The sequence below is a fragment of the Fructilactobacillus sp. X1R3C1 genome, assembly GCF_059901545.1.
Genome location: NZ_JBWXUT010000005.1, coordinates 13,770 through 35,800, shown reverse-complemented (window position 1 = coordinate 35,800; position 22,031 = coordinate 13,770). Strand labels below are relative to the sequence as shown.

At 37.6% G+C, this 22,031-nt stretch carries 22 protein-coding genes; 20 read left to right on the top strand and 2 right to left on the bottom strand.

What is annotated here, in order from left to right; translation table 11 throughout:
* From mutS to trxA, 16 genes are all read left to right on the top strand, one after another.
* Nucleotides 1-2,649 carry a DNA mismatch repair protein MutS gene (gene mutS / locus AC6UD8_RS05900; protein WP_500699825.1) on the top strand — a complete coding sequence of 883 codons (2,649 nt, stop codon included), beginning with the start codon at nucleotides 1-3 and terminating at the stop codon, nucleotides 2,647-2,649.
* 12 nt (nucleotides 2,650-2,661) lie between these two features.
* Nucleotides 2,662-4,578 carry a DNA mismatch repair endonuclease MutL gene (mutL, locus tag AC6UD8_RS05895; protein ID WP_500699826.1) on the top strand — a complete coding sequence of 639 codons (1,917 nt, stop codon included), beginning with the start codon at nucleotides 2,662-2,664 and terminating at the stop codon, nucleotides 4,576-4,578.
* A gap of 24 nt (nucleotides 4,579-4,602) precedes the next feature.
* Complete coding sequence (ruvA, locus tag AC6UD8_RS05890) at nucleotides 4,603-5,199, top strand: Holliday junction branch migration protein RuvA (protein WP_500699827.1); 597 nt, start codon at nucleotides 4,603-4,605, stop codon at nucleotides 5,197-5,199.
* 15 nt (nucleotides 5,200-5,214) lie between these two features.
* A complete protein-coding gene (ruvB, locus tag AC6UD8_RS05885; RefSeq protein ID WP_500699828.1) occupies nucleotides 5,215-6,228 on the top strand; it encodes a Holliday junction branch migration DNA helicase RuvB in 1,014 nt (337 codons plus the stop codon).
* Nucleotides 6,229-6,291: 63 nt separating this feature from the next.
* Nucleotides 6,292-6,669, top strand: coding sequence for a preprotein translocase subunit YajC (yajC, locus tag AC6UD8_RS05880; RefSeq protein ID WP_500696884.1), 378 nt, complete (start codon nucleotides 6,292-6,294; stop codon nucleotides 6,667-6,669).
* 73 nt (nucleotides 6,670-6,742) lie between these two features.
* The gene (dinB, locus tag AC6UD8_RS05875; protein WP_500699829.1) at nucleotides 6,743-7,864 is read left to right on the top strand and encodes a DNA polymerase IV; all 1,122 of its coding nucleotides are present in this window, start codon (nucleotides 6,743-6,745) and stop codon (nucleotides 7,862-7,864) included.
* A gap of 55 nt (nucleotides 7,865-7,919) precedes the next feature.
* Entirely contained in the window at nucleotides 7,920-8,876 is a 957-nt protein-coding gene (locus tag AC6UD8_RS05870; RefSeq protein WP_500699830.1) for a DHH family phosphoesterase, read from the top strand.
* Nucleotides 8,876-10,237: a DEAD/DEAH box helicase gene (locus AC6UD8_RS05865; RefSeq protein ID WP_500694392.1), complete on the top strand. Its 1,362-nt coding sequence runs from the start codon at nucleotides 8,876-8,878 to the stop codon at nucleotides 10,235-10,237. Before AC6UD8_RS05870 ends, AC6UD8_RS05865 begins: the two co-directional genes overlap by 1 nt.
* A gap of 260 nt (nucleotides 10,238-10,497) precedes the next feature.
* Nucleotides 10,498-13,149: an alanine--tRNA ligase gene (gene alaS, locus AC6UD8_RS05860; RefSeq protein WP_500699831.1), complete on the top strand. Its 2,652-nt coding sequence runs from the start codon at nucleotides 10,498-10,500 to the stop codon at nucleotides 13,147-13,149.
* A gap of 57 nt (nucleotides 13,150-13,206) precedes the next feature.
* On the top strand, nucleotides 13,207-13,485 hold the full coding sequence (locus AC6UD8_RS05855; RefSeq protein ID WP_500694394.1) for an IreB family regulatory phosphoprotein: 279 nt from the start codon (nucleotides 13,207-13,209) through the stop codon (nucleotides 13,483-13,485).
* Nucleotides 13,486-13,493: 8 nt separating this feature from the next.
* On the top strand, nucleotides 13,494-13,919 hold the full coding sequence (gene ruvX / locus AC6UD8_RS05850; RefSeq protein WP_500694427.1) for a Holliday junction resolvase RuvX: 426 nt from the start codon (nucleotides 13,494-13,496) through the stop codon (nucleotides 13,917-13,919).
* 19 nt (nucleotides 13,920-13,938) lie between these two features.
* Nucleotides 13,939-14,247: a DUF1292 domain-containing protein gene (locus AC6UD8_RS05845; protein ID WP_500694395.1), complete on the top strand. Its 309-nt coding sequence runs from the start codon at nucleotides 13,939-13,941 to the stop codon at nucleotides 14,245-14,247.
* 96 nt (nucleotides 14,248-14,343) lie between these two features.
* Nucleotides 14,344-14,598: a cell division protein ZapA gene (locus AC6UD8_RS05840; RefSeq protein WP_500694396.1), complete on the top strand. Its 255-nt coding sequence runs from the start codon at nucleotides 14,344-14,346 to the stop codon at nucleotides 14,596-14,598.
* Nucleotides 14,598-15,092, top strand: coding sequence for a CvpA family protein (locus AC6UD8_RS05835; protein ID WP_500696092.1), 495 nt, complete (start codon nucleotides 14,598-14,600; stop codon nucleotides 15,090-15,092). The genes AC6UD8_RS05840 and AC6UD8_RS05835 overlap by 1 nt, the downstream gene beginning before the upstream one ends.
* A gap of 14 nt (nucleotides 15,093-15,106) precedes the next feature.
* Nucleotides 15,107-17,467, top strand: a complete 2,361-nt coding sequence (locus AC6UD8_RS05830; protein ID WP_500699832.1) for an endonuclease MutS2 — start codon at nucleotides 15,107-15,109, stop codon at nucleotides 17,465-17,467.
* Nucleotides 17,468-17,545: 78 nt separating this feature from the next.
* Complete coding sequence (trxA, locus tag AC6UD8_RS05825; RefSeq protein WP_500694399.1) at nucleotides 17,546-17,866, top strand: thioredoxin; 321 nt, start codon at nucleotides 17,546-17,548, stop codon at nucleotides 17,864-17,866.
* 23 nt (nucleotides 17,867-17,889) lie between these two features.
* On the opposite strand, the gene AC6UD8_RS05820 is transcribed toward trxA, so the two are convergent.
* The gene (locus tag AC6UD8_RS05820) at nucleotides 17,890-18,360 is read right to left on the bottom strand and encodes a YslB family protein (protein ID WP_500694400.1); all 471 of its coding nucleotides are present in this window, start codon (nucleotides 18,358-18,360) and stop codon (nucleotides 17,890-17,892) included.
* Between the two features lie 136 nt (nucleotides 18,361-18,496).
* Between AC6UD8_RS05820 and murI the strand changes: the two genes are divergently transcribed.
* Together murI and AC6UD8_RS05810 are read left to right on the top strand one after the other, a co-directional pair.
* A complete protein-coding gene (gene murI / locus AC6UD8_RS05815; protein WP_500699833.1) occupies nucleotides 18,497-19,306 on the top strand; it encodes a glutamate racemase in 810 nt (269 codons plus the stop codon).
* On the top strand, nucleotides 19,306-19,896 hold the full coding sequence (locus AC6UD8_RS05810; protein ID WP_500699834.1) for an XTP/dITP diphosphatase: 591 nt from the start codon (nucleotides 19,306-19,308) through the stop codon (nucleotides 19,894-19,896). The genes murI and AC6UD8_RS05810 overlap by 1 nt, the downstream gene beginning before the upstream one ends.
* Before the next feature lie 35 nt (nucleotides 19,897-19,931).
* Here AC6UD8_RS05810 and AC6UD8_RS05805 read toward each other — a convergent pair whose 3' ends face one another.
* Nucleotides 19,932-20,915: a mechanosensitive ion channel family protein gene (locus AC6UD8_RS05805; RefSeq protein WP_500699835.1), complete on the bottom strand. Its 984-nt coding sequence runs from the start codon at nucleotides 20,913-20,915 to the stop codon at nucleotides 19,932-19,934.
* Between the two features lie 139 nt (nucleotides 20,916-21,054).
* On the opposite strand from AC6UD8_RS05805, the gene AC6UD8_RS05800 reads away from it, so the two are divergent.
* Together AC6UD8_RS05800 and AC6UD8_RS05795 are read left to right on the top strand one after the other, a co-directional pair.
* Complete coding sequence (locus tag AC6UD8_RS05800) at nucleotides 21,055-21,471, top strand: DUF948 domain-containing protein (RefSeq protein ID WP_500696098.1); 417 nt, start codon at nucleotides 21,055-21,057, stop codon at nucleotides 21,469-21,471.
* A 14-nt stretch (nucleotides 21,472-21,485) separates the two neighbouring features.
* Nucleotides 21,486-21,938 carry a YtxH domain-containing protein gene (locus AC6UD8_RS05795; RefSeq protein ID WP_500699836.1) on the top strand — a complete coding sequence of 151 codons (453 nt, stop codon included), beginning with the start codon at nucleotides 21,486-21,488 and terminating at the stop codon, nucleotides 21,936-21,938.
* The last annotated feature ends 93 nt before the right edge of the window (nucleotides 21,939-22,031 follow it).

Genomic DNA, 22,031 nt, shown 5'->3' with positions numbered 1-22,031 from the left:
ATGGCAAAATCAAAACAAACTACGCCAATGATGCAACAATATCAAAAAGTTAAGGATCAATATCCTGATGCTTTTTTGTTTTATCGAATTGGCGATTTTTATGAATTGTTTAACGAGGATGCTATTAAAGGTGCGCAATTGTTGGAGTTAACTTTAACCAAACGAAGTAGGAAGTCAGATAATCCCATTCCGATGTGTGGCGTTCCTCATCAATCCGTTCAAAATTACATTGATACCTTAGTAGATAAGGGATACAAGGTAGCAATTTGTGAACAGATGGAAGACCCTCGGACTGCTAAGGGAATGGTAGATCGGGATGTTATTCAGCTAATTACGCCTGGAACTCAAACTGATGCCAATGCCGAAAATGCCAAGGTCAACAACTACTTAACCGCGGTTACTTATAATAAAGATGAGCATTCTTTTGGATTTTCTTACATTGATCTTTCTACAGGTGAGTTAAAGGTTAGCTTGTTAGCAAGCGATGAAGCTGTCTTAAACGAAGTGATTAATCTTAATTCAAAAGAGATTGTAGTTAACGACTCGATCGATGATAATTTGATTCATCAACTAAAGGAAATCGGTGTTCTTATTTCAAAAGAGAATCAAACTTCTGAGGTGGGGTCAAATGTCATTACTAATATTGATGATCCAACGCTAATTGACTCCCTTAAAATGTTATTAACTTATATTTCGGACACACAAAAGCGTAGTTTATCTCATATTCAACCAGCAGTTAGATATGAGCCAAGTTCTTTTTTGAAAATTGATCATAATTCGCAATATAATCTGGAACTAACTAAAAACATTAGGACTGGCAAAAAGAGTGGCACGTTGCTATGGATCGTTGACGATACTAAAACGGCAATGGGTGGTAGAAAACTTAAGCAATGGTTAGAGCGGCCGCTAATTAATCAAAAAGAGATTGAGCAACGCCAGAATCTAGTTGGGACGCTCTTAGATAATTATTATGAGCGGAGTGAGCTTTCCGACAATTTGATTAAAGTTTATGATTTAGAGCGACTTTCTGGACGAATTTCATTTGGCGGAGTAAACGGTAGAGACTTGATTCAGCTGGAGACTTCACTTGAACAAATTCCCAAAATTAAGCATGTTTTAAATGACCTAGATACTCCAGAGTTTGATGAAATTTATCAAAAACTCGATGATGTTAATGATGTGTATGAATTAATAAAAGACGCCATCGTTTCAGAACCCCCAATTTCTGTCACGGATGGTGGAGTCATTAGAAATGGTTATAATAAACAACTTGATCGGTATCGGGATGCCATGAAAAATGGTAAAAAATGGTTAGCTGATATGGAAGCTAAAGAGCGTCAGGAAACTGGGATCCATAACCTCAAGATTGGTTATAATCGAGTATTTGGCTACTATATTGAGGTATCGAAAGGTAATCTTGGTAAACTTGATGATAGTAGGTATGAACGTCTTCAGACACTTACCAATGCGGAACGTTTTTCAACACCGGAACTAAAAGAAAAAGAATCGATTATTTTAGAAGCAGAAGAGAAATCTAAAAGTTTAGAATATGAAATTTTTACACAGGTCAGAGATAAGATTAAAAAGCAGATTCCGCGAATTCAGAAGTTAGCGAGTGGGATTTCACGTTTAGACGTTTTGCAGAGCTTTGCGACTATTTCTGAGAAGTATCAATTTGTAAAGCCCAAGTTTAATAATGGTCATGATTTGAACATTAAAGCAGGACGTCATCCCGTTGTGGAGCGTGTGATGGGGGCTCAAAGTTATGTTCCAAATGATGTGATAATGAATCCAGATATTTCTGAATTATTAATTACTGGTCCGAACATGTCCGGTAAAAGCACATACATGAGACAGCTAGCTCTAATTGTAATCCTGGCACAAATGGGGTGTTTTGTTCCAGCTGATGCAGCCGAGATGCCCATATTCGATCAAATTTTCACTCGAATTGGTGCTGCCGATGACCTTATTTCGGGTAAAAGTACGTTTATGGTGGAGATGAGGGAAGCCAATGAAGCCTTGAAACATGCTTCCGCTAATTCATTGATTTTGTTTGACGAAATTGGACGAGGAACTTCCACATATGATGGCATGGCACTTGCACAATCTATCATTGAGTATATTCATGATAATATTGGTGCTAAAACACTATTTTCGACTCATTACCATGAATTAACCGAATTAGATCAAGAGTTAAAACATTTAAAGAACGTTCACGTTGGGGCAGTCGAAAAAGATGGCAACCTGGTTTTTCTTCATAAAATTATGAATGGACCAGCCGATCGTTCCTATGGGATTAATGTTGCTAAGTTAGCTGGCCTTCCTGATCAGTTGTTGAAGCGTGCTAGCACGGTTCTTTTAAAGCTAGAAGATGATGAGCAACAAAAAAGTAATGATAATCATGCTACTCAAGCTCAAAGTCCCGTTCATAAGGATAACCCAGCATCTACCACGCCATCTAGTTCAATTGATTTAAATGATTCAGAACAAATGGCATTGTTTAAAGTGGATGATCCCAAAAGTGATAAGTCATTAGATAAAAATAAAAGTAAGATTATTGAGGACATTGAGAATACTGATCTTATGAGTAAGACTCCAATTCAGATTATGAATTTGGTGTATAAATGGAAAACTAAGTTAGAAAATTAAGGTGGTGATATTGTGTCCGACATTCATCAATTACCGACAATTCTTTCCGATCAAATTTCGGCTGGAGAAGTTGTTGAGAGGCCGGCATCGGTAGTTAAAGAACTAGTTGAAAATTCAATTGATGCCAATAGTAGTAAAATTGACATTGAAGTGGTTGGTTATGGCCTTAAAAAGATTAAGGTGATTGATAATGGATCTGGAATTGCTCCTGATCAAGTTGAGTTGGCGTTTCGACGTTTTGCTACGAGTAAAATTAATAATAAACGTGATTTGTTTCGAGTTAAATCATTAGGATTTCGTGGCGAAGCGTTGCCTAGTATTGCCTCTGTCTCTGATGTGGAAATGAGGACTTCGGATGGTAGAGAACAGGGGTCTGAAATTAAAATTCATGGTGGCAAGGTTGTAAAGGTGGAGCCATCACAGGCACGAAGAGGAACATCGGTCGTCGTTTCTGATCTGTTCTTTAATACCCCTAACCGGCTAAAATATTTAAAGGCACCATCTACGGAACTATCTAAGATATCTGATATTGTCAATCGATTGGCTCTTAGCCATCCTGAAATTGCTTTTTCTTTGACTCATAATGGTCGCGAACTCCTACGGACTTCGGGTCGAAACAACATGCAACAAGTCATTGCTGGAATCTATGGCAATCGAAGTATGAAGCAAATGATTCCGATTAGTGCTGAAAATCCGGACTTTAAATTAAGTGGGTACGTCAGCTTGCCAGAATTAACTAGAGCAAGCCGTAAATATACATCTGTGATCGTTAATGGGCGATTTATTCGTGACTTTGGCATTGATCACGCGATTATTGATGGATACGGATCAAAACTGATGGTTGGAAGATATCCGATTGTCGTTTTAAGTATCGAGATGGATCCAACTTTAGTTGATGTTAATGTACATCCTTCAAAAGAGGAAATCAGAATCTCCAAAAAGAAGGAATTAAGTTCATTCGTCTCACAAACAATTTATGATGCTTTAGCCAAACAAAATCTGATTCCGGATGCTATGAATAACCAGACTTTAAAAAATGGGGTTGCACGTCATAACTCTACGGAAATTTCACTTAATTTAAATCAACTCTATGAAGATCAAAATACACAAAAAAGTTCGATTCCACAGGTTAGTAAGTCAGACTCGATGAAGTCAGTGGCTAATCACAATGCTTATCCAGCTCATCATCAGCCGATTATGATTTATCGAAAAAATGATTTAGATTCGAATTCCGCTCGTAAATTTAAAGCAAAGTACGAAAATGAAGTGGTCGACTTACCGTTTGGTAATAATCAGCAAAGTCCAAATTCGTCTCATGATTTTCCACAATTACGGTATGTTGGTCAAGTTCATGGTACGTACCTAATTGCTGAAAGTTCAGATGGGATGTATGTTGTTGATCAGCACGCTGCTCAAGAACGGATTAATTATGAATACTATCGAAGACAAGTTGGCAATGTGAGTGAAGACGAGCAGAAATTATTGGTTCCAATTGTTCTTGATTACACTTCCAGTGATGCTTTAATTATTTCAAATCATTTGGATCTTTTAGAGAAGAATGGAATCCATTTAGAGTCATTTGGGAAAAATAGTTTTGTCATTAGGCAGCATCCGGTTTGGTTTAAAGCTGGTCAGGAAGAAGATACCATTAAAGAAATGATTGACTGGGTTTTGAGTAATCAACAGCTTTCGATTGCACAGTTTAGAGAAAAAGCTGCCATCATGATGAGTTGTAAACGAGCAATTAAAGCTAATCATCATCTGGATAAGCGCCAGGCTCAGGCCTTGTTAGATAAATTACCACAGTGTGAGAATCCCTTTAATTGTCCCCATGGCCGTCCTGTTTTAGTTCATTTTTCTAATTCAGATCTGGAGACCATGTTTAAGCGAATTCAGGACCCGCATCAAAGTAGAGATGTGAATTTTTAATCCAATAGGAAATGAGTTGATTGTATGTATGAATACTTGTATGGGATGATTACGGATGTGACCCCCAAGTACATTGTTTTAGACGTTGATGGAGTTGGTTACTTAGTTTATGTAGCTAATCCATATCACTATAGTACTGACCAACAGGTGCGAGTTTATATCCACCAATCGGTTTCAGACAATGGGATTGCATTATATGGATTTATTTCGTTAGCGGATAAACAACTTTTTGAACAATTACTGAATGTTTCAGGGATTGGAGCAAAAAGTGCCTTGGCAATTATGGCTGGTAATGACAGTAATGGTTTAATTAGTGCCATTAATGATGGAAACATTAAGTATTTAACTAAATTTCCCGGAATTGGGAAAAAGACTGCCCAACAAATTGTGTTGGACCTAAAGGATAAGATTACATCTAATGACGTATTTGTTGGTAGTGTTTCGGTAAATGACGTTGAAGACACTGGAAATAAGCAGTTAGACGATGCATTGAGTGCATTACAAGCTCTTGGTTTTAAGCAACGTGAGGTTGATAAAGTTAAAACAAAACTACAGAAAATAGAAGCAGACTATACAACTGATCAATATATTAGTTCAGGTCTCAAACTATTGACTAAGTAGATTAGGAGGAAGTTAATGGCAGATGATCGAATAGTTTCTGGATCAAGTGATGATGAAAACGATGATTCTTTTGAAATGTCACTTCGGCCCCAAAGTTTTGATCAGTATATCGGTCAAGATGACTTAAAAAAGAAACTTAAGATTTACATTCAAGCTGCTAGGCAGCGAGAAGAATCACTTGATCATGTCTTATTGTATGGACCACCTGGTCTTGGGAAGACGACACTAGCAAACGTGATTGCAAATGAGATGGGTGTTGATATGAAGACAACCACCGGTCCCGCCATTGAAAAAAAAGGTGATTTGGTGGCTCTTTTAAACGAATTAAAACCCGGTGATATTCTTTTTATTGATGAAATTCATCGTTTACCTAAAGAAGTTGAAGAGATGTTATACTCCGCGATGGAAGACTACTATGTTGATATTATCATTGGAAATGACGATTCAACCAAGCACCCCGTTCACTTTGAATTACCACCGTTTACACTGATCGGAGCTACTACAAGGGCTGGATTGCTTGATTCACCATTTAGAGATCGGTTTGGTATTGTTGAACGGATGAATTACTATAATGATCGTGATTTAGAAAAGATTGTGAAACGTTCAGCTAAAATCTTTCATAGTAAGATTAAAGAAGATGGTGCTCACGAAATTGCGCTGCGCTCCAGAGGAACTCCCAGAGTTGCTAATCGATTGTTAAAACGAGTGCGAGATTTTGCACAGGTGGCTAATCATGATGAGATTGATGTTGATAACGTTGACACCGCACTTAATGCCTTAGGCGTTGATAAGAACGGATTAGATCGAACTGATCTCAATTTGCTTTCAACGATGATCGACTTTTACGATGGTGGTCCAGTTGGATTAAATACCTTAGCCGCCAATATTGGCGAAGAATCAGAAACAATTTCTGAGATGTATGAACCATATTTGTTACAGATTGGATATCTCAAGCGGACTGCTCGAGGACGGATGGTAACAAGAGCTGGTTATAAACACTTGGGCCGAAAATATCCTGAAGCTAATTAAATTAATTGGAAATTTTATCGACAATTTGGTAAGCTATTGTTAAATAAAGAATGAGGTGAAAACATGCAGAACATATCACAATATGCTGGAATTATTGTATTAATTCTTTTGTTCGTTTTAATGTATTTTATGATGATCAGACCACAAAAGAAGCAACAACAAAAGCATCAAAACACTTTGAAAAACTTGCGTAAGGGTGATCATGTGGTTACCATTGGCAGACTTCATGGAATTGTTGATCAAATTAATAATGAAAAGCGAACGGTTACTTTAGACTGTGATGGTCTTTATTTAGTATTTGACCTCAACGCGATTGCAAGTGCAAGTCGTCCAGGAGAAGATAGTGCTTCAGATGATTCAAAAAAGAAGGATATTTCCAAAAAGGACGAATCAGAAAAAGCATCTGATGTAAGTAATAATTCAAATGATGACAACGCTTAATAAGAGGGTCGGATGAGTCCGATCTTTTTTATTGGATGAACAAGAACGTACGTTTGGGACAGAAGGTGAACTTTTGGAAGAATCAATTCAAATCAATCATTCACGCCGGATTTTGCATGTTGATATGGATGCTTTTTTTGCCTCAATTGAGCAACGTGAGCATCCTGAATTTGTTGATCAACCACTCATTATTTCTAAAGATCCAAGGACGACTGGTGGTCGTGGAGTAGTGACCACTGCTAATTACCCAGCGAGAAAGTTTGGCGTTCATTCAGCAATGCCTGCTAGTAAAGCACTTGAACTTTGTCCTAAGGGAATTTTTAAGGCACCCGAATTTGAATTGTATCGAAGCGTCTCGCATCAAATTCATGCGATTTTTCATGAATATACTGACAGAATTGAAACCGTTGCGCTTGATGAAGCTTACCTTGACATCTCAGATAACAAAAAGGGAATTGATAATCCAGTACTGATTGCTCATTTGATTCAAAGTGAAATATGGGAAAAGACTCATCTAACTTCTTCCACCGGGATTTCTTACAATAAGTTTTTAGCCAAGGAGGCTTCTGATTACCGGAAACCTGCTGGGGTTTCTGTGATCGATGTGGAAGATAGTCACGAATTTTTGATGAAACTTCCCATTGAACGTTATCGGGGTGTTGGGAAAAAGACGCTTCAAAAAATGCAACGATTAAACATCCAAAATGGTTATGATTTATACCAACAATCAGAGATGGATCTTATCAAGAATTTTGGTAAGTTTGGTTATTTTTTGTATCGTCGAGTTCGCGGATCCGATGATCGACCGGTTGAGTATCAAAGAGAGCGCAAATCAATTGGAAAAGAAAGAACTTATGGTCCTGAGTTAAAAAGCCGACAGGAAGTGGAATCACAACTCCATAAGATTTCTGAGATGGTGGAGCAGTCATTAAATCAGCATGAGAAACATGGAAAAGTTTTAGTCTTAAAGGTCAGGTACAGTGACTTTACTACGTTAACCAAAAGAGTTTCGTGGAATGATTTTATGGAAAACGATGCCCGTCTTTTTTATGATTTGGCAATGGAGCTTTTTGATTTGCTTCCTGATGCCACTAATGGCGTTAGATTGTTGGGAATAACACTTACTAGTCTTTCAGGCTTAGGGTTTCAAAACGTTAAGCTTCCCTTGTATTCAGATCCTCACTTTGAATTATAGTGTTTGTGGGTTATACTTAACTGTTAAATAATTAAGATTATTAGAGGCTATTTTAATGAATACAAAGCAGCGAATTAACGAAAAAATCAAGGAATACCCGACGATTATTATTCACAGACATCAGAGTCCTGATCCAGATGCGGTTGGTTCTCAAATTGGGTTGGCTAGCATTATTAAAGCATCTTATCCGAATAAAAAGGTTTTGACCGTTGGAAAACAGTATCCAGGCTTTGATTGGTTAGGAAAAGTTACGAAAGCAAGTGACGATGATTACAAGAATGCCTTAGTGATTGTGGTTGATACTGCTAACCAGCCGCGAGTTGATGATGATCGTTATACAAAGGGAAAATATTTAATTAAAATTGATCATCATCCAAATGACGATCAATTTGGGGATTTGATGTGGGTTGAACCAGAAGCATCAAGCACTTCCGAATTAATTTATGATTTATTTGCTGCTAATGATGATTTAAAGATGACAGATGATGCAGCTCGTTTATTGTATGCTGGAATCATCGGAGATACTGGTAGATTTAAGTATTCATCGACTTCATCGCATACGTTTGAAGTGGCAGGCAAATTAGACCAGTACGATTTTTCGATTACCGACGTGGCCCAAATTGAAGATGAAATTGATACTGCCCAAGCCCGTTTGGCTGCTTATGTATACAATAATTTGAAAATTGACGACAATGGGGCTGCATATGTAGTTTTGACTAATGAAGTAATTAAGGACCTCAACTTAGGTGATGATAGTACGTCATCAGTGGTTCCGTTGCCTGGTAATATTGGCACTGTGGTTTCTTGGGCGATTTTTGTCCAACAAAAAGAAGGAAATTATCGCATTCGATTGCGTTCTAAAGGACCATCCATTAACGAATTGGCTAAAGAACACAACGGTGGTGGTCATGCGCTTGCAAGTGGAGCTAAAGCTGCTGATGAGGATGAGATTACACAAGTTGTTAAGCAGCTAGGAGAAATTGTGAAACAGTACAAAAAGGAGAACAATTAATGGGAGCTTCATTTAAAGATTATCATTTTCAACCCTTCATTAGTGATGCCATTCAGGACCTGGGATTTCATAATCCTACTCCAATTCAAACTAAGGTAATTCCAACCATTAAACATGGAAAAAGTGTGATTGGTAAGTCTGCTACTGGTAGTGGAAAAACTCATGCCTTTCTTTTGCCCATTTTTGATGGTTTAGATCTTAATAAAGAAGATGTTCAGGTTGTCATTACAACCCCCAGTAGGGAATTAGCATATCAAATTTATGACAATGCAAAACAAATTGCTAAATTTTCTGATAAAACCATTCACATTGGAAATTATGTCGGAGGAACTGATAAGGAACGCCAAGTTTTAAAGCTTGAGCATGAACAACCACAAGTAGTGATTGGTACTCCGGGTCGAATCTGGGATCTTGTTAAAAATGGTGATCTTGAAATCCATCGTGCTCGTCAGCTAGTAATTGATGAAGCCGATATGACTCTAGACTTGGGTTTTTTAGATACAATTGACAAGATTGCTTCTAAAATGGCCGAGGATTTACAAATGATGGTATTTTCTGCTACTGTTCCACCGAAGTTAAGGCCATTTCTAAAAAAGTACATGAAGAATCCGGTCATGGATGATATTCCCACCAAAACGGTTATCAATCAGGATGTTTCTAACTGGTTGATTTCGACTAAAGGAAAAGATAAAAATGATTTAATTTATCAGCTGATCACAATGGGTGAGCCATATTTGGTTCTTATTTTTGCGAATACGCGTGAGCGGGTAGATGAAATCTATGATTATCTGAAGCAACGCGGGTTAAAAGTTGCTGAAATTCATGGAGGAATGCAACCACGAGTTAGAAAGCGGGTTATGAAGCAGATTCAAAACCTTGATTATCAATTCGTGGTGGCGTCTGATCTAGCGGCCCGTGGAATTGATATTTCAGGAGTTTCTCATGTTATTAATGATGATATTCCAACTGATCTAGAATATTTTATTCACCGAGTTGGAAGAACCGGTCGAAATGGGATGAAAGGGACTGCCATCACTCTATATGCACCAGGTGAAGAACAAAAGATCTCTGAATTGGAGAAAATGGGGATTAAATTTACTCCTAAAGAAATTAAACATGGAGAAGTAGTTGATACTTATGATAGAAGACGGCGAGCTAAACGTCGTGAGCCCCAAAATAAATTGGATCCTACTATGATTGGTTTGATTAAGAAAAAGAAGAAAAACGTTAAACCAGGATACAAAAAGAAGATTCGCCGTGCTATTAAGCAAAAAAGTGATGAAGACCGTAAAATTGAGATCAGAAATCAAATTCGAGCCCGCAAGAAGCAAAAAAAGCGTAGCTCGCAGCGTTATCAGTAAGAGTCTAATTGACAGTAGTTTATTTTCTGGATATAATTTAAATTAGTTGGATATGTCAAATTAGTGAAGTACTACAGGAAGGTTTGAAAAATGAAAACAGACCGTACTTAGTTATTTTGATGCTACCAAACAGTAGATCGTTTCCCACGTTATAGGGACTAAAGAGGTAATGACAACATCGTTGCAAGTAAAGTGGTACCGCGTCCCGGCGTCTTTGCTAGCAAGGGTGTTTTTTATTTTTTATTATTATGGAGGATATCATGAAAAAGCTCAGCAGTAGTCAAGTTCGTCAAATGTTTCTTGATTTTTTCAAAGAGAAGGGTCATACCGTGGAACCAAGTGCCTCACTAGTCCCAAAGGATGATCCCACTTTACTTTGGATTAATTCTGGGGTTGCCACCATGAAAAAGTATTTTGATGGTTCAGAAGTTCCAAGTAATCCACGATTAACTAGTTCGCAGAAGAGTATTAGAACTAATGATATTGAGAACGTTGGTAAAACGGCAAGACACCAAACTCTGTTTGAGATGCTTGGTAATTTTTCGGTTGGTGATTATTTTAAAAAAGAAGTCATTCCGTGGGCATACGAGTTATTGACTAGTCCGAAGTGGTTTGGATGGGATCCAAATAATTTGTACGTCACCGTTTATCCTGATGACAAAGAAACAAAGGAATTATGGGAAAAGGTTGGGATTGCGCCTGATCATATTGTTGAAGCAAAGGACAATTTTTGGGACATTGGTCAGGGTCCCTCAGGTCCTGATTCGGAAATTTTTTATGATCGGGGTGAAAAGTACGATAACTTGGCACCTGATGATCCCGAAAATTATCCTGGCGGTGAAAACGAACGATATTTGGAAGTTTGGAATATTGTGTTTTCTCAGTTTAATCACACGCCTGAAGGAACCTATGAGCCACTTCCAAGAAAAAACATTGATACTGGAATGGGACTTGAACGGGTTGTATCAATTTTCCAAGATGCACCAACTAACTTTGAAACCGATTTATTTATGCCAATTATCAAGAAAACTGAGGAATTAAGTGATGGTAAGAAGTATGATGGTAATCGGAAAGATGACATCCCCTTTAAGGTCATTGCTGATCACATTCGGGCAATTACCTTTGCCATTGGTGATGGGGCCCTTCCCTCAAATGAAGGACGAGGTTATGTCATTAGACGCCTGATTAGACGGGCAACTGTTAATGGACACGAATTAGACATTAATGATGCCTTTTTGTATAAACTAGTTCCCGTTGTTGGTCAAATCATGCAATCTTATTACCCCGATGTTCTTGAACAGAGTGATTATATTAAAAAGATCGTTAAAAATGAGGAAGAGCGTTTTAACACCACGCTAAGCGATGGCTTGCAACTGCTTAATAACCTTATTTCTGAGACTAAGACCAATTCTAAAAAAGAAATTTCTGGTAAAGATGCCTTTAAACTCTACGATACTTATGGTTTTCCCCTTGAACTTACCGAGGAATATGCTGGTAATGAAGGGGTTAAAGTGAATGAAACTGGTTTTGATGTTGAAATGCAAAAGCAACAAGACCGGGCTAGAAACGCTCGTGGGTCGAAGAAATCGATGAAAGTTCAACGAGATTTGTTACTTGATATTAAAACTCCTAGTGAATACGTGGGATACGATCGACTAACCGTTGATGCTGCTAAACTTAATGATATTATTTTTGATGAAAAGCTGACAAATCAGATCACGCCGGACCAAAAAGAAGCTGAATTAATTTTCGATAAAACACCATTCTATGCTGAAATGGGTGGTCAAGTAGCCGATAGTGGTAAGATTTATAACCAAAATGGTGACGAAGTGGCTGAAGTTGAGGATGTCCAAAAAGCTCCAAATGGTCAAAATCTTCATACTGTTAAAATTACCGGTGATATGAAGAAAGGTGAGAAGTACAAGTTAGTTGTTGACCGCAAATTCCATGATCGGGTTGAGAATAACCATACGGCAACTCATCTATTAGATCAGTCACTAAGAAATGTTCTTGGTGGTCATACGCAACAAGCTGGCTCACTAGTTCGGCCTGATTATCTTCGTTTTGACTTTACCCATTTTGGTCAAGTCACTGACGCTGAACTGCAAAAAGTTGAGAACATGGTTAATCAAAAGATTTTTGCTGCCATTCCCGTTCAAACCGTTGTGACCGACCAAAAAACCGGAAAAGAAATGGGCGCTATTGCACTTTTTGACGCAAAGTATGGCGATGAAGTTCGAGTAGTAAAGATTGATGATTTTTCAATTGAGTTTTGCGGTGGCGATCATGTTAAAAATACCAGTCAGTTGGGATTATTTAAGATTGTCTCTGAGACCGGAGTTGGATCTGGAGTCAGAAGAATTGAAGCTGTTACCTCTAAAGATGCTTTTAATCTTTTAAATGATGAGGAACGAATGTTAAAGGAAATTGGAAAGACAGTTAAGTCACCAACAACCGATGAAATTCCCGGCCGTGTTAAACAATTACAAGGTCAAATTAAGGATTTGGAAAGTCGACAAGAATCACTTGAAACTAAGCTAGCTAACCAGGAAGCCGTAGACATTTTTGATGATGTTCAAGACGTTAACGGAGTCACTTTGATTGCAGGACACTTAAAAAATGCTAATATGAGTCAACTAAGAGAATTAGCTGATACCTGGAGAGATAAAAACGCTTCAGACGTTCTTGTTCTTGGGACTGGTACTGATGACAAAGCTAATTTATTAGTTGCAGTTAGTGAGGATCAAGTGAAGGCTGGAATTAAAGCTGGTGATTTAATTAAATCAATTTCTAAAAATATCAGCGGTGGTGGAGGGGGTCGTCCTAACATGGCCCAAGCTGGTGGTAAAAATCCAGCTGGTATTGATGATGCTTTAAAAGCTGCCAAGACCTGGATTAAGGAACATAAGTAATAGTTGTTATTTGAAAATTAGTCGTGTATTATCTTTTTTGTAGGGGAGGGATCTATGATGGAGCACAAACAAGAAAACATTTCATTATTTAAAGACAAGTCGAATCTAGATATTCATAAGACGCTGGCGACTGTTTACCAAGCCTTAATTGAAAAGGGATATGATCCTTATGTTCAATTAGTTGGTTATTTAACATCTGGCGATCCAGCATATCTTCCGAAATTGAATAATGCGCGGACCCTAATGTGTCATTACGATCGAGAAGAAATAATTGATGTGCTTTTACATTCATATTTGAAGGGTAGAACACCATCAATGGATGGGACGTCAGATTAGTGAGATTAATGGGATTAGATGTAGGATCGAGAACCGTTGGTGTAGCCATGAGCGATGCTTTAGGGTGGACATCTCAAGGAATCGAAATCGTTAAAATCAACGAAGATGAAAAAGAGTTTGGGTTAAAACGAATGAAGGAATTAATCCAGAAATATGATGTCAAAGGCGTTGTCATTGGACTACCTAAGAATATGAATAATACTTCTGGTCCAAGAGTAGAAGCTTCGAAAAATTATGGGGATTTGATAAAGAAAAATTTTAATCTGCCAGTTGATTTTGAAGATGAACGACTCACCACTGTTGAAGCTGAACGAATGCTGATTGAACAAGCTGATGTTTCAAGAGCAAAACGAAAAAAAGTTATTGATAAGGTTGCGGCTGAATTGATTTTACAGAGTTACCTTGATCGTAAGGGTAAGTTATGTAATTTCTAATTAGAAAAGAGGAACTAATATGAGTAAAGAAAACGAGAACAACCAACAAGAACAAGTTACGCTTGTCGATGAAGATGGAAAAGAAAGTTTGTATAATATTTTATTTACCTTCTCATCTGATGATTACAATCGTTCCTATATTTTTATTTATCCAGCAACAGATGATGATAACGATGAAGTAGATATTGAGGCTTATGCATTGCCAAAGGATGATGATCCTGCTAATCCAAGTGGTGGAGAATTAGAACCAATTGAAGATGACAATGAGTGGGAAATGGTTCAAGAAATGCTTGATACATTCCTGCAATCAGGACAAGATCAAAAATAATTAAATAATTAAGTGATGCTGGAAATCCAGCATCCTTTTTTTAATTAATTTAAAGGATTTTCATGATAAAATGGAAGCATTGCGGGAGGTTTTACTTTGGCTGGTAAAAATAGATTTAAAACTAAAATTGGTGGGAAGGAATATACTTTTATTGGGGATGCTTCAGATGAACACATGGAGACAACTGCGCGTATCTTAAACAATCAGTTGGCACAGTTAAAAAACATCTCCAAGGGTGTAAGTGATGAAGATGCTGCCATTTTAATTGCGTTTAATGCAATTTCTGATCAATTAAAAAAACAATTAGAACTTGATAAGATTAACAATAAAGCGGAGGATGACGAAGACTAATGTTATTTACAATTATCATCATAATTATACTAATCTTTTCGATTGTCCATGGTTATCATCGTGGCCTGGTAAATGAGTTATTCAGCTTTATTAGTTATTTGATTGCTGCAATAATTGCGTTTGTTTATGTGATTCCGGTTGCTGATTTTTTAAGAACCGTCTCTAATATGATTTTAGCGACCCATGCTTACAGCAATACTGGCTTCTGGCGGGGACTATCATTTTTGGTAACTTTTGTAGTAGTGGCGGTTATTTTAAGATGGGTTTCACATCTATTGAATCGAATTGTTTCTTTGCCAGTGTTAAGACAACTGAATTCACTCTTGGGTGCGGTTGTTGGCGTAATCATTAGTTTGTTAGTGATAATGTTAATACTTGATGGATTATTATTGACTAACAATAATTGGGTAAATACTGAATATCAAAATTCAACCGTCTCACAGATGATCACGATGGATTCTCCACACTTATTTAATCAAATGATAAATCGGTAAAATGGGATGAAAAAATGAACGAAAAAGTACTTGATACATTAGAATATAACAGAGTGAAGCAGTTGCTGGGTCAATTTCTAACTACTGAAAATGGATCAAGAGAATTAAAACAATTAAGGCCAAGTAGTGATTATGATGTAGTCTCTCACTCATTGGATGAGTCAGATGACGGCTCACATATTTATCGCCTAAACAAAATGATCCCAGTTCCTAGGTTAAATGACATTACTCCATACGTGAAACGATTAGCGGTTAATGCCGATTTAAACGGTACTGAGTTGGCTCAAGTTAGTGCGGTTTTACTTGCAAGTGTGCGGGTTAAAACTTTCTTTGATAATTTAGCGGATGATAAAATTGATTTGAACGTTTTGTACGATGAAGCCAAGAACTTTAATGATCTTCCGGAAGTTTCAAAACGACTTGAGACGTCAATTGACGAAGATGGACGAGTGTTAGATTCGGCATCTAATCAGTTGCGTTCCATTAGAAGAGAAATCGCACGCTTAGAAGCTAACATCAAAACTACCATGAATAAGTTTATCCATGGTAAACAATCGAAATATTTGAGTGAGCCAATCATCACGGTTCGAGATGGTCGTTATGTTATTCCAGTTAAGGCAGAAGACAAACAAAAATTTGGTGGAATCGTTCATGATCAAAGTACAAGTGGATTGACTTTGTACATTGAACCTCAAAGTGTAGTTTCATCTAATAACGATCTGAGAAGATCACAACTAGATGAGCGTAAAGAGATTCATAAAATTTTGGGTGAATTATCCGACATGATTAGACCTTATCAAGAGGAACTCATGGAAAATGCTTCTAAATTAGGCCATTTTGACTTGATCAATGCTAAAGCCAAGTTTGCAGATCAGATGAATGCAACTAAGCCAAGTGTTTCAAGGGATAATCATGTTAATTTAAAAAATGTCAGGCATCCGTTAATTGACCAGCAAAAGGTTGTTGGAAATGATATTTCAATTGGATCTGATTTTCGACAAATTATTATTACTGGTCCGAACACGGGTGGTAAGACGATTACCATCAAAACGCTTGGGATAAATCAGTTAATGGCCCAATCTGGGATTTTTGTAATGGCAAATGAGGGTAGTCAGATTGGTGTTTTTGACAATGTGTTTGCTGACATTGGGGATGAACAGTCGATTGAGGCTAATCTTAGTACCTTCTCGTCTCATATGGATAATTTGATTGACATTTTAAAACACATTACTAAGAGAAGCTTAATTTTAATTGATGAACTAGGTGCTGGAACGGATCCTAAAGAAGGAGCGGCATTAGCTATGTCGATTCTAGATAAAATCGGTGAATCAGGTAGTGAAGTGTTGGCTACCACTCATTACCCAGAACTGAAAGTTTATGGATATAATCGGCCAGAAACGATCAACGCCTCAATGGAATTTGATGAGAAGACCCTTGAGCCAACTTATCGACTATTGATGGGGGTTCCAGGACAAAGTAATGCTTTAAACATTGCTAAGCGACTGGGATTGGATGAGTCGATCATTTCTGAAGCTAGTTCACTAATGGATTCTAATAGTCAAGATATTAATAAAATGATTAAGCAACTAACAAAACAGACTAAAGCTGCCGATGAACGTGCCCGTAAACTCAAGGTGGAACTGGCAGATAATGAACAATTGCACGCTAGGTTAGATGAGCAACTCACTAAGTTTAATAATAATAAAGATACGATGGTTAATGATGCCAAGCGTCAGGCCAATCAAATTGTTTCAAAAACAAGACGAGAAGCTAACGAAATTATTAATCATCTTCATCACCTTCAACGTCAAAGTAAACAATCAGTCAAAGAAAATGAATTAATTGATGCTAAGGGAAAGATCAATTCTCTTGAACAGCATCCAGAACTTAAACATAATCGTGTTTTGAAACGAGAAAAAGCAAAGCATAACTTTAAAGAGGGTGATGACGTACTGGTTAAGTCTTATGGGCAAAGGGGTGTTCTGCTTAATAAGATTGGTAGAGATAATTGGGAAGTGCAACTTGGAATTTTAAAGATGAAAGTTTCCGAGTCTGACCTTGAAAAGGTTCAAAAAGAGACTTCAAAGCCGAAAAAGCACACGCCTAGTGTGCGGCGAACGCGTTCAAGTGGGATTTCACCAACCCTTGATTTACGTGGTGAAAGATATGAATCAGCCATGCAACAACTAGATCGTTACATTGATTCCGCTCTTTTGGCTGGTTATCCGTCCGTTACCATTATTCATGGGAAGGGAACCGGGGCTCTACGTAAGGGAGTCATAAATTATCTAAAACGCAATCGCCGCGTTAAGGAATTTGGTTTTTCACCAGCAAATGCTGGTGGGGACGGCTCAACTGTTGTCAAGTTTAAGTAGATTGTATGCAACTTAGTTGCATTTGAATCAATACGTGTTTATACTTACTCATAGTAAGAAGTTAAGGAGGCGAATGTTATGGTTAATGAAACTAATGATGCAAACTTTAAAGAAGACACTGCCGATGGGATCTCAGTTGTTGATTTTTGGGCACCATGGTGTGGTCCATGTAAGATGCAATCACCAGTAGTTGAAGACTTGTCTGAGGATCCTGAGGTAGCAGATAAGGTTAAATTCTTTAAAATGAATGTTGATGATAATCCAAACACTTCACGTGAATTTGGGATTATGAGTATTCCAACTTTGATGGTGCTTAAGGATGGCAAGGTTATCGACCAAATTGTCGGCTTTCATTCAAAGGATCAGTTAAAGAAATTGTTGTCTGCATATACAGCATAAAAAAAGAGCCAAATGGCTCTTTTTTATTTTGCGATGATAATTGGTTTAAAATCACTAGGATTGTTGACCGGAGCATTGGGATCAGAAACAACTATAAAGTTCACACTGTTTAATTTAATGGTTGCTTCGCATTCGGTTGCGATTTGATCGATCTGCTGTTTCGTTTGTGCTAAAAAGCCAGCTTCAAGCATAAAATCGGGATCCTTGTTCAGCTTTAATCTGGTTTCGACTTCTGGTCCAGCTAATTTCCAGTTGATTTTTTTGAGACTTTCCTTTTTAAGTTCTAGATTACCAAACTGACTTTGTTTAAAGAATACTTGAAGATCATCATTTGATGCTAGTGGGAACTTAGTGGCAAGATCCTTGCCAGCCCAGTATAAGATGTCGTGAATATCTTGATCCAACAAATCTGGTAAAAGACTATCTCTTAAAAGTTCGATTCCCCAAAAGGGTGAATCAGAATGTTCTTTGCGAAACTTTTCGTATTTATTCATATCAGAGTCCTCTTCCAAAAAGATACTTTACAAATAACATTTTATCATAGAACACCGTGAAATAAAGGAGAAAGGCAACTTGAACTAAATTTAAAAAAACGCCATAATTAGATTTGAAGTTAATAGGAGGGATAATATGAAATCATCACCAGTAGCTTATATGGATTCTGGAATTGGTGGAATGACAGTTGCAAAAGTGGCACTTTCAAAATTACCACATGAAAACATGATTTATCTTGGAGACGAAGCACGACTTCCTTACGGCGAAAAAACCGCAGATGAGGTTCGCAAGTACTCAGCTGAGATCGGGAGTTTTTTTGTTGATCAAGGCGCTAAGATGATGGTGATTGCTTGTAATACTGCCACGGCAGCAGCTCTTTCGTATTTAAGAAAGATCCTTCCAATTCCCGTGATTGGAGTTATTGAACCGGGAAGCTTAGCTGCAGTTAAGAAAACTAAAAATCAAAAAATTGGTGTGATTGCGACCAAGGGTACAGTTGCTAGTCACTCTTATCAAGATACAATTAAAGGCATTGATCCTAATATCACTGTGAAAGAAGTGGCGTGTCCGGATTTTATTCCGCTTGTTGAAAGTGGTGATTATCAAAGTTCGACCGCTAAAAAGACGATTATTGAAGGTTTGAAATCGTTTAAGGATAGTGGGATTGATACATTAGTATTAGGTTGTACTCATTTTCCAATTATTGCGAGTTTAATTGCGGATGTAATGGGCCCCGATGTTACTTTGGTTAATCCTGGATACGAAACGGTTAATGCTGTTAAAAATGAATTAAAGCAAAAGGGTGAACTAGCAAACGTGAAATCGCCTAGTGATCGTTTTTACACCACTGCCGATGTTGAAAGATTTGATAAAGTGGGTAAAAACTGGTTGCATACTGATATTGATGCTAAGTTGATTCCTGTTAAACAATTGGAGAAATACTGATGAAAAATAATCAAATTGTTCTTGCCTCAAAAAATCCTGGTAAAATCAATGAGTTTTCGGAGATGCTTTCAAAATTAGGCTTAACCGTGAAGTCAATTAATGATTTTGAAGATGTTCCACCGATTGATGAGAATGGTTCAACCTTTGAAGAGAATGCAAGTATTAAAGCCAGGGTCGTCTCTGACTACTTAAATTTGCCGGTGTTAGCTGATGATTCAGGTTTGGTGGTTAATGCTTTAGGTGGAGCGCCCGGAGTTCACTCAGCGCGTTATGCTGGCGATCATAATGATGAGGCTAATAAAGCTAAATTGTTAAAGAACATGGCGGGTCAAAAGGATCGTTCCGCCCATTTTAATACAACACTGATTGTGAGAAGACCGGGTGGTAAACAACTAGTGGTTGTGGGAAGAGTTAACGGTCAGATTGTAGAAACTCCAAAAGGGACAAATGGATTTGGTTATGATCCTCTCTTTTATCTTCCTGACGTTGGTAAAACTTTGGCGGAGTTAACGGACGCCCAAAAGAATCACTACAGCGCTCGTGGCAATGCTTTGCGTAAGTTAACTAGTGTAATTGAAGATTGGTGGTAAAAAAGAGCCTATCACGATTAGTGATAGGCTCTTTTTTAGTTTGTGCTTTGTGGTGGTTCTGGCACCACTAAAGGTGAAAGTGGAAGATTAATTCCGGCCTTATTAATAGCAGTCAGGTATGCTCCTAGATATTCAGCGTTAACGTCGAATTCACGTTCATTCTTAGTGTGTAAGAAAACGGAGATTGCAAGCGAGCCATCTTGTAAGAAGTTAGTCCCGAAGATGACTGGTTTACCAACAATGTCAGGGTCATTGGGACACTTTTCTTCGTTAACTTTAGCAATGATATCTTCGACCTTGTGGATTGGGGTTTCAGGAGTAATTCGAATATTGATGATGGTCATCATTTCTCCACGGGAAAGGTTGGAAACGGTGGTGATACTACGATTAGGGATGAAATTTAAAGTTCCATTGATACTTGTGATTTGAGTCGTGCGAAGCCCAACGGCTTTAACGTACCCCTCAATATTGTTAATAATAACGCGTTCCCCCACGTCGATTTGATGTTCAGCTAGGATAAAAAAGCCACTAACAATATCACTGACGAATCCTTGTGCTCCAAGTCCAATTGCTAAACTGAAGATTCCGGCTCCTGCGAGTAACGTTCCAACTGGGATTCCAATCATTGACAATAGGGAATATAACCAGAAGAAAACGACGGTGTAGTAGTAAATGTTGGTGGTAAGGGTGTACATCGTTTTATTTCGTCTGGCAGCAATGGGTTCTGACGTTCCGGTTATTTTTGGCAATTTATCCTGTTTTTGCGAGATATCATTTTGACGTTTGTTAAAATAGTGTTTAATAAATCTTCTTCCAACTCTTATTATAATTAAGAATAAAATTGAAACTAAGATAATGCTGATAATCTTGGTAGTAAGATTAGAGAATATTTTAGCCCAGTCAAAACTTCTAAAATACTTAGTTAAAAACGATGGATTTGCTACGTTTTTAACGGATCCGGATTTAAGGGCCGATGAAGCGTTAGCTCCATTAGCCACTAATTGGATAAATATGTTCATAATGTCCTCCACTCCTAATTTTTCGATTATCAACATTTTAACAGAGACGAGACCCAAATAAAATTAAGCTTTTTAAATTGTCATATGGGTTAGATAATGCTATTCTAAATGGAGAAGAAGCCATTAGGAGGATAATTAAATGGGGATTGGTGAGTTAGCAGCGCTAATTGCTGCAATTGCTTTTTTAGTATTAGTTGTATTTTTATGCTTGTTTTTGGTCCGTTTATCAAAAACGGTTAAAGACTTAAGTGAAAATGTTGATAGTCTTACTAATGATGCAAATCATATTAGCAAAGAGTGTGAGCAGATTATGGTGATTTCAAATACATTGTTAAATAACGTTAACTCAAAGTTGGATCAAGTCGACCCAGTTTTTCAGGCGGCTGCTGATTTAGGTGTTAGTGTTTCAGACTTAAATGAAGCAACCAGAACTGCAACTGAAAAAGTTAGATCAAAGAGTGGTTTGTTAGCCAAGACTTCGGCTTTGACTTTTGCTGGTAAAATGATTGGTAGATTATTCTCCAAACGCGACAAAAATTCTGAAGGAACAAATTAAGGGGTGGATTGGTTATGAATTTTAAAAAGGGAATGCTTTTAGGATCAGTAATCGGCGGAACTGCTGCATTTGTAGCATACAAACTATTAGATGAATCGAGAAAGCGTGAGATCAAAGACTTTCTTCTTGATACCACTGAAGATGTTAAAGATCGTGCACTAGATTACGTTTATTACGCAAATGACACTGCTGAAGACCTTAAGGATCTTGCTTCAGATAAGATGGATGATGCTAAAGACTCAGTGCAAAAAGTAAATGAATCACTGGGGGATAAGTTATCTGATTTGCAAGAGGCTGTTAATTCATTAAGGGCGAACGTTGAGGAACATCCTGCTCCTAGAAATGAATTAGATGATCTTGCTAAAGAAAAAGAATCTGATGACATTGTGATTGATCCTGATGATGCCTTTAGTGATCAAGATCGAGCAGAAACAATTTATCCAATTCACGAACATCACGAAAAGTAATTTATTTACCCAAATCGGACGGTAGTCCGGTTTTTTTTGCCTCAAAATGTAACCGATTTCACTTGAATGAGTTCTTTTACTTTGATATATTTA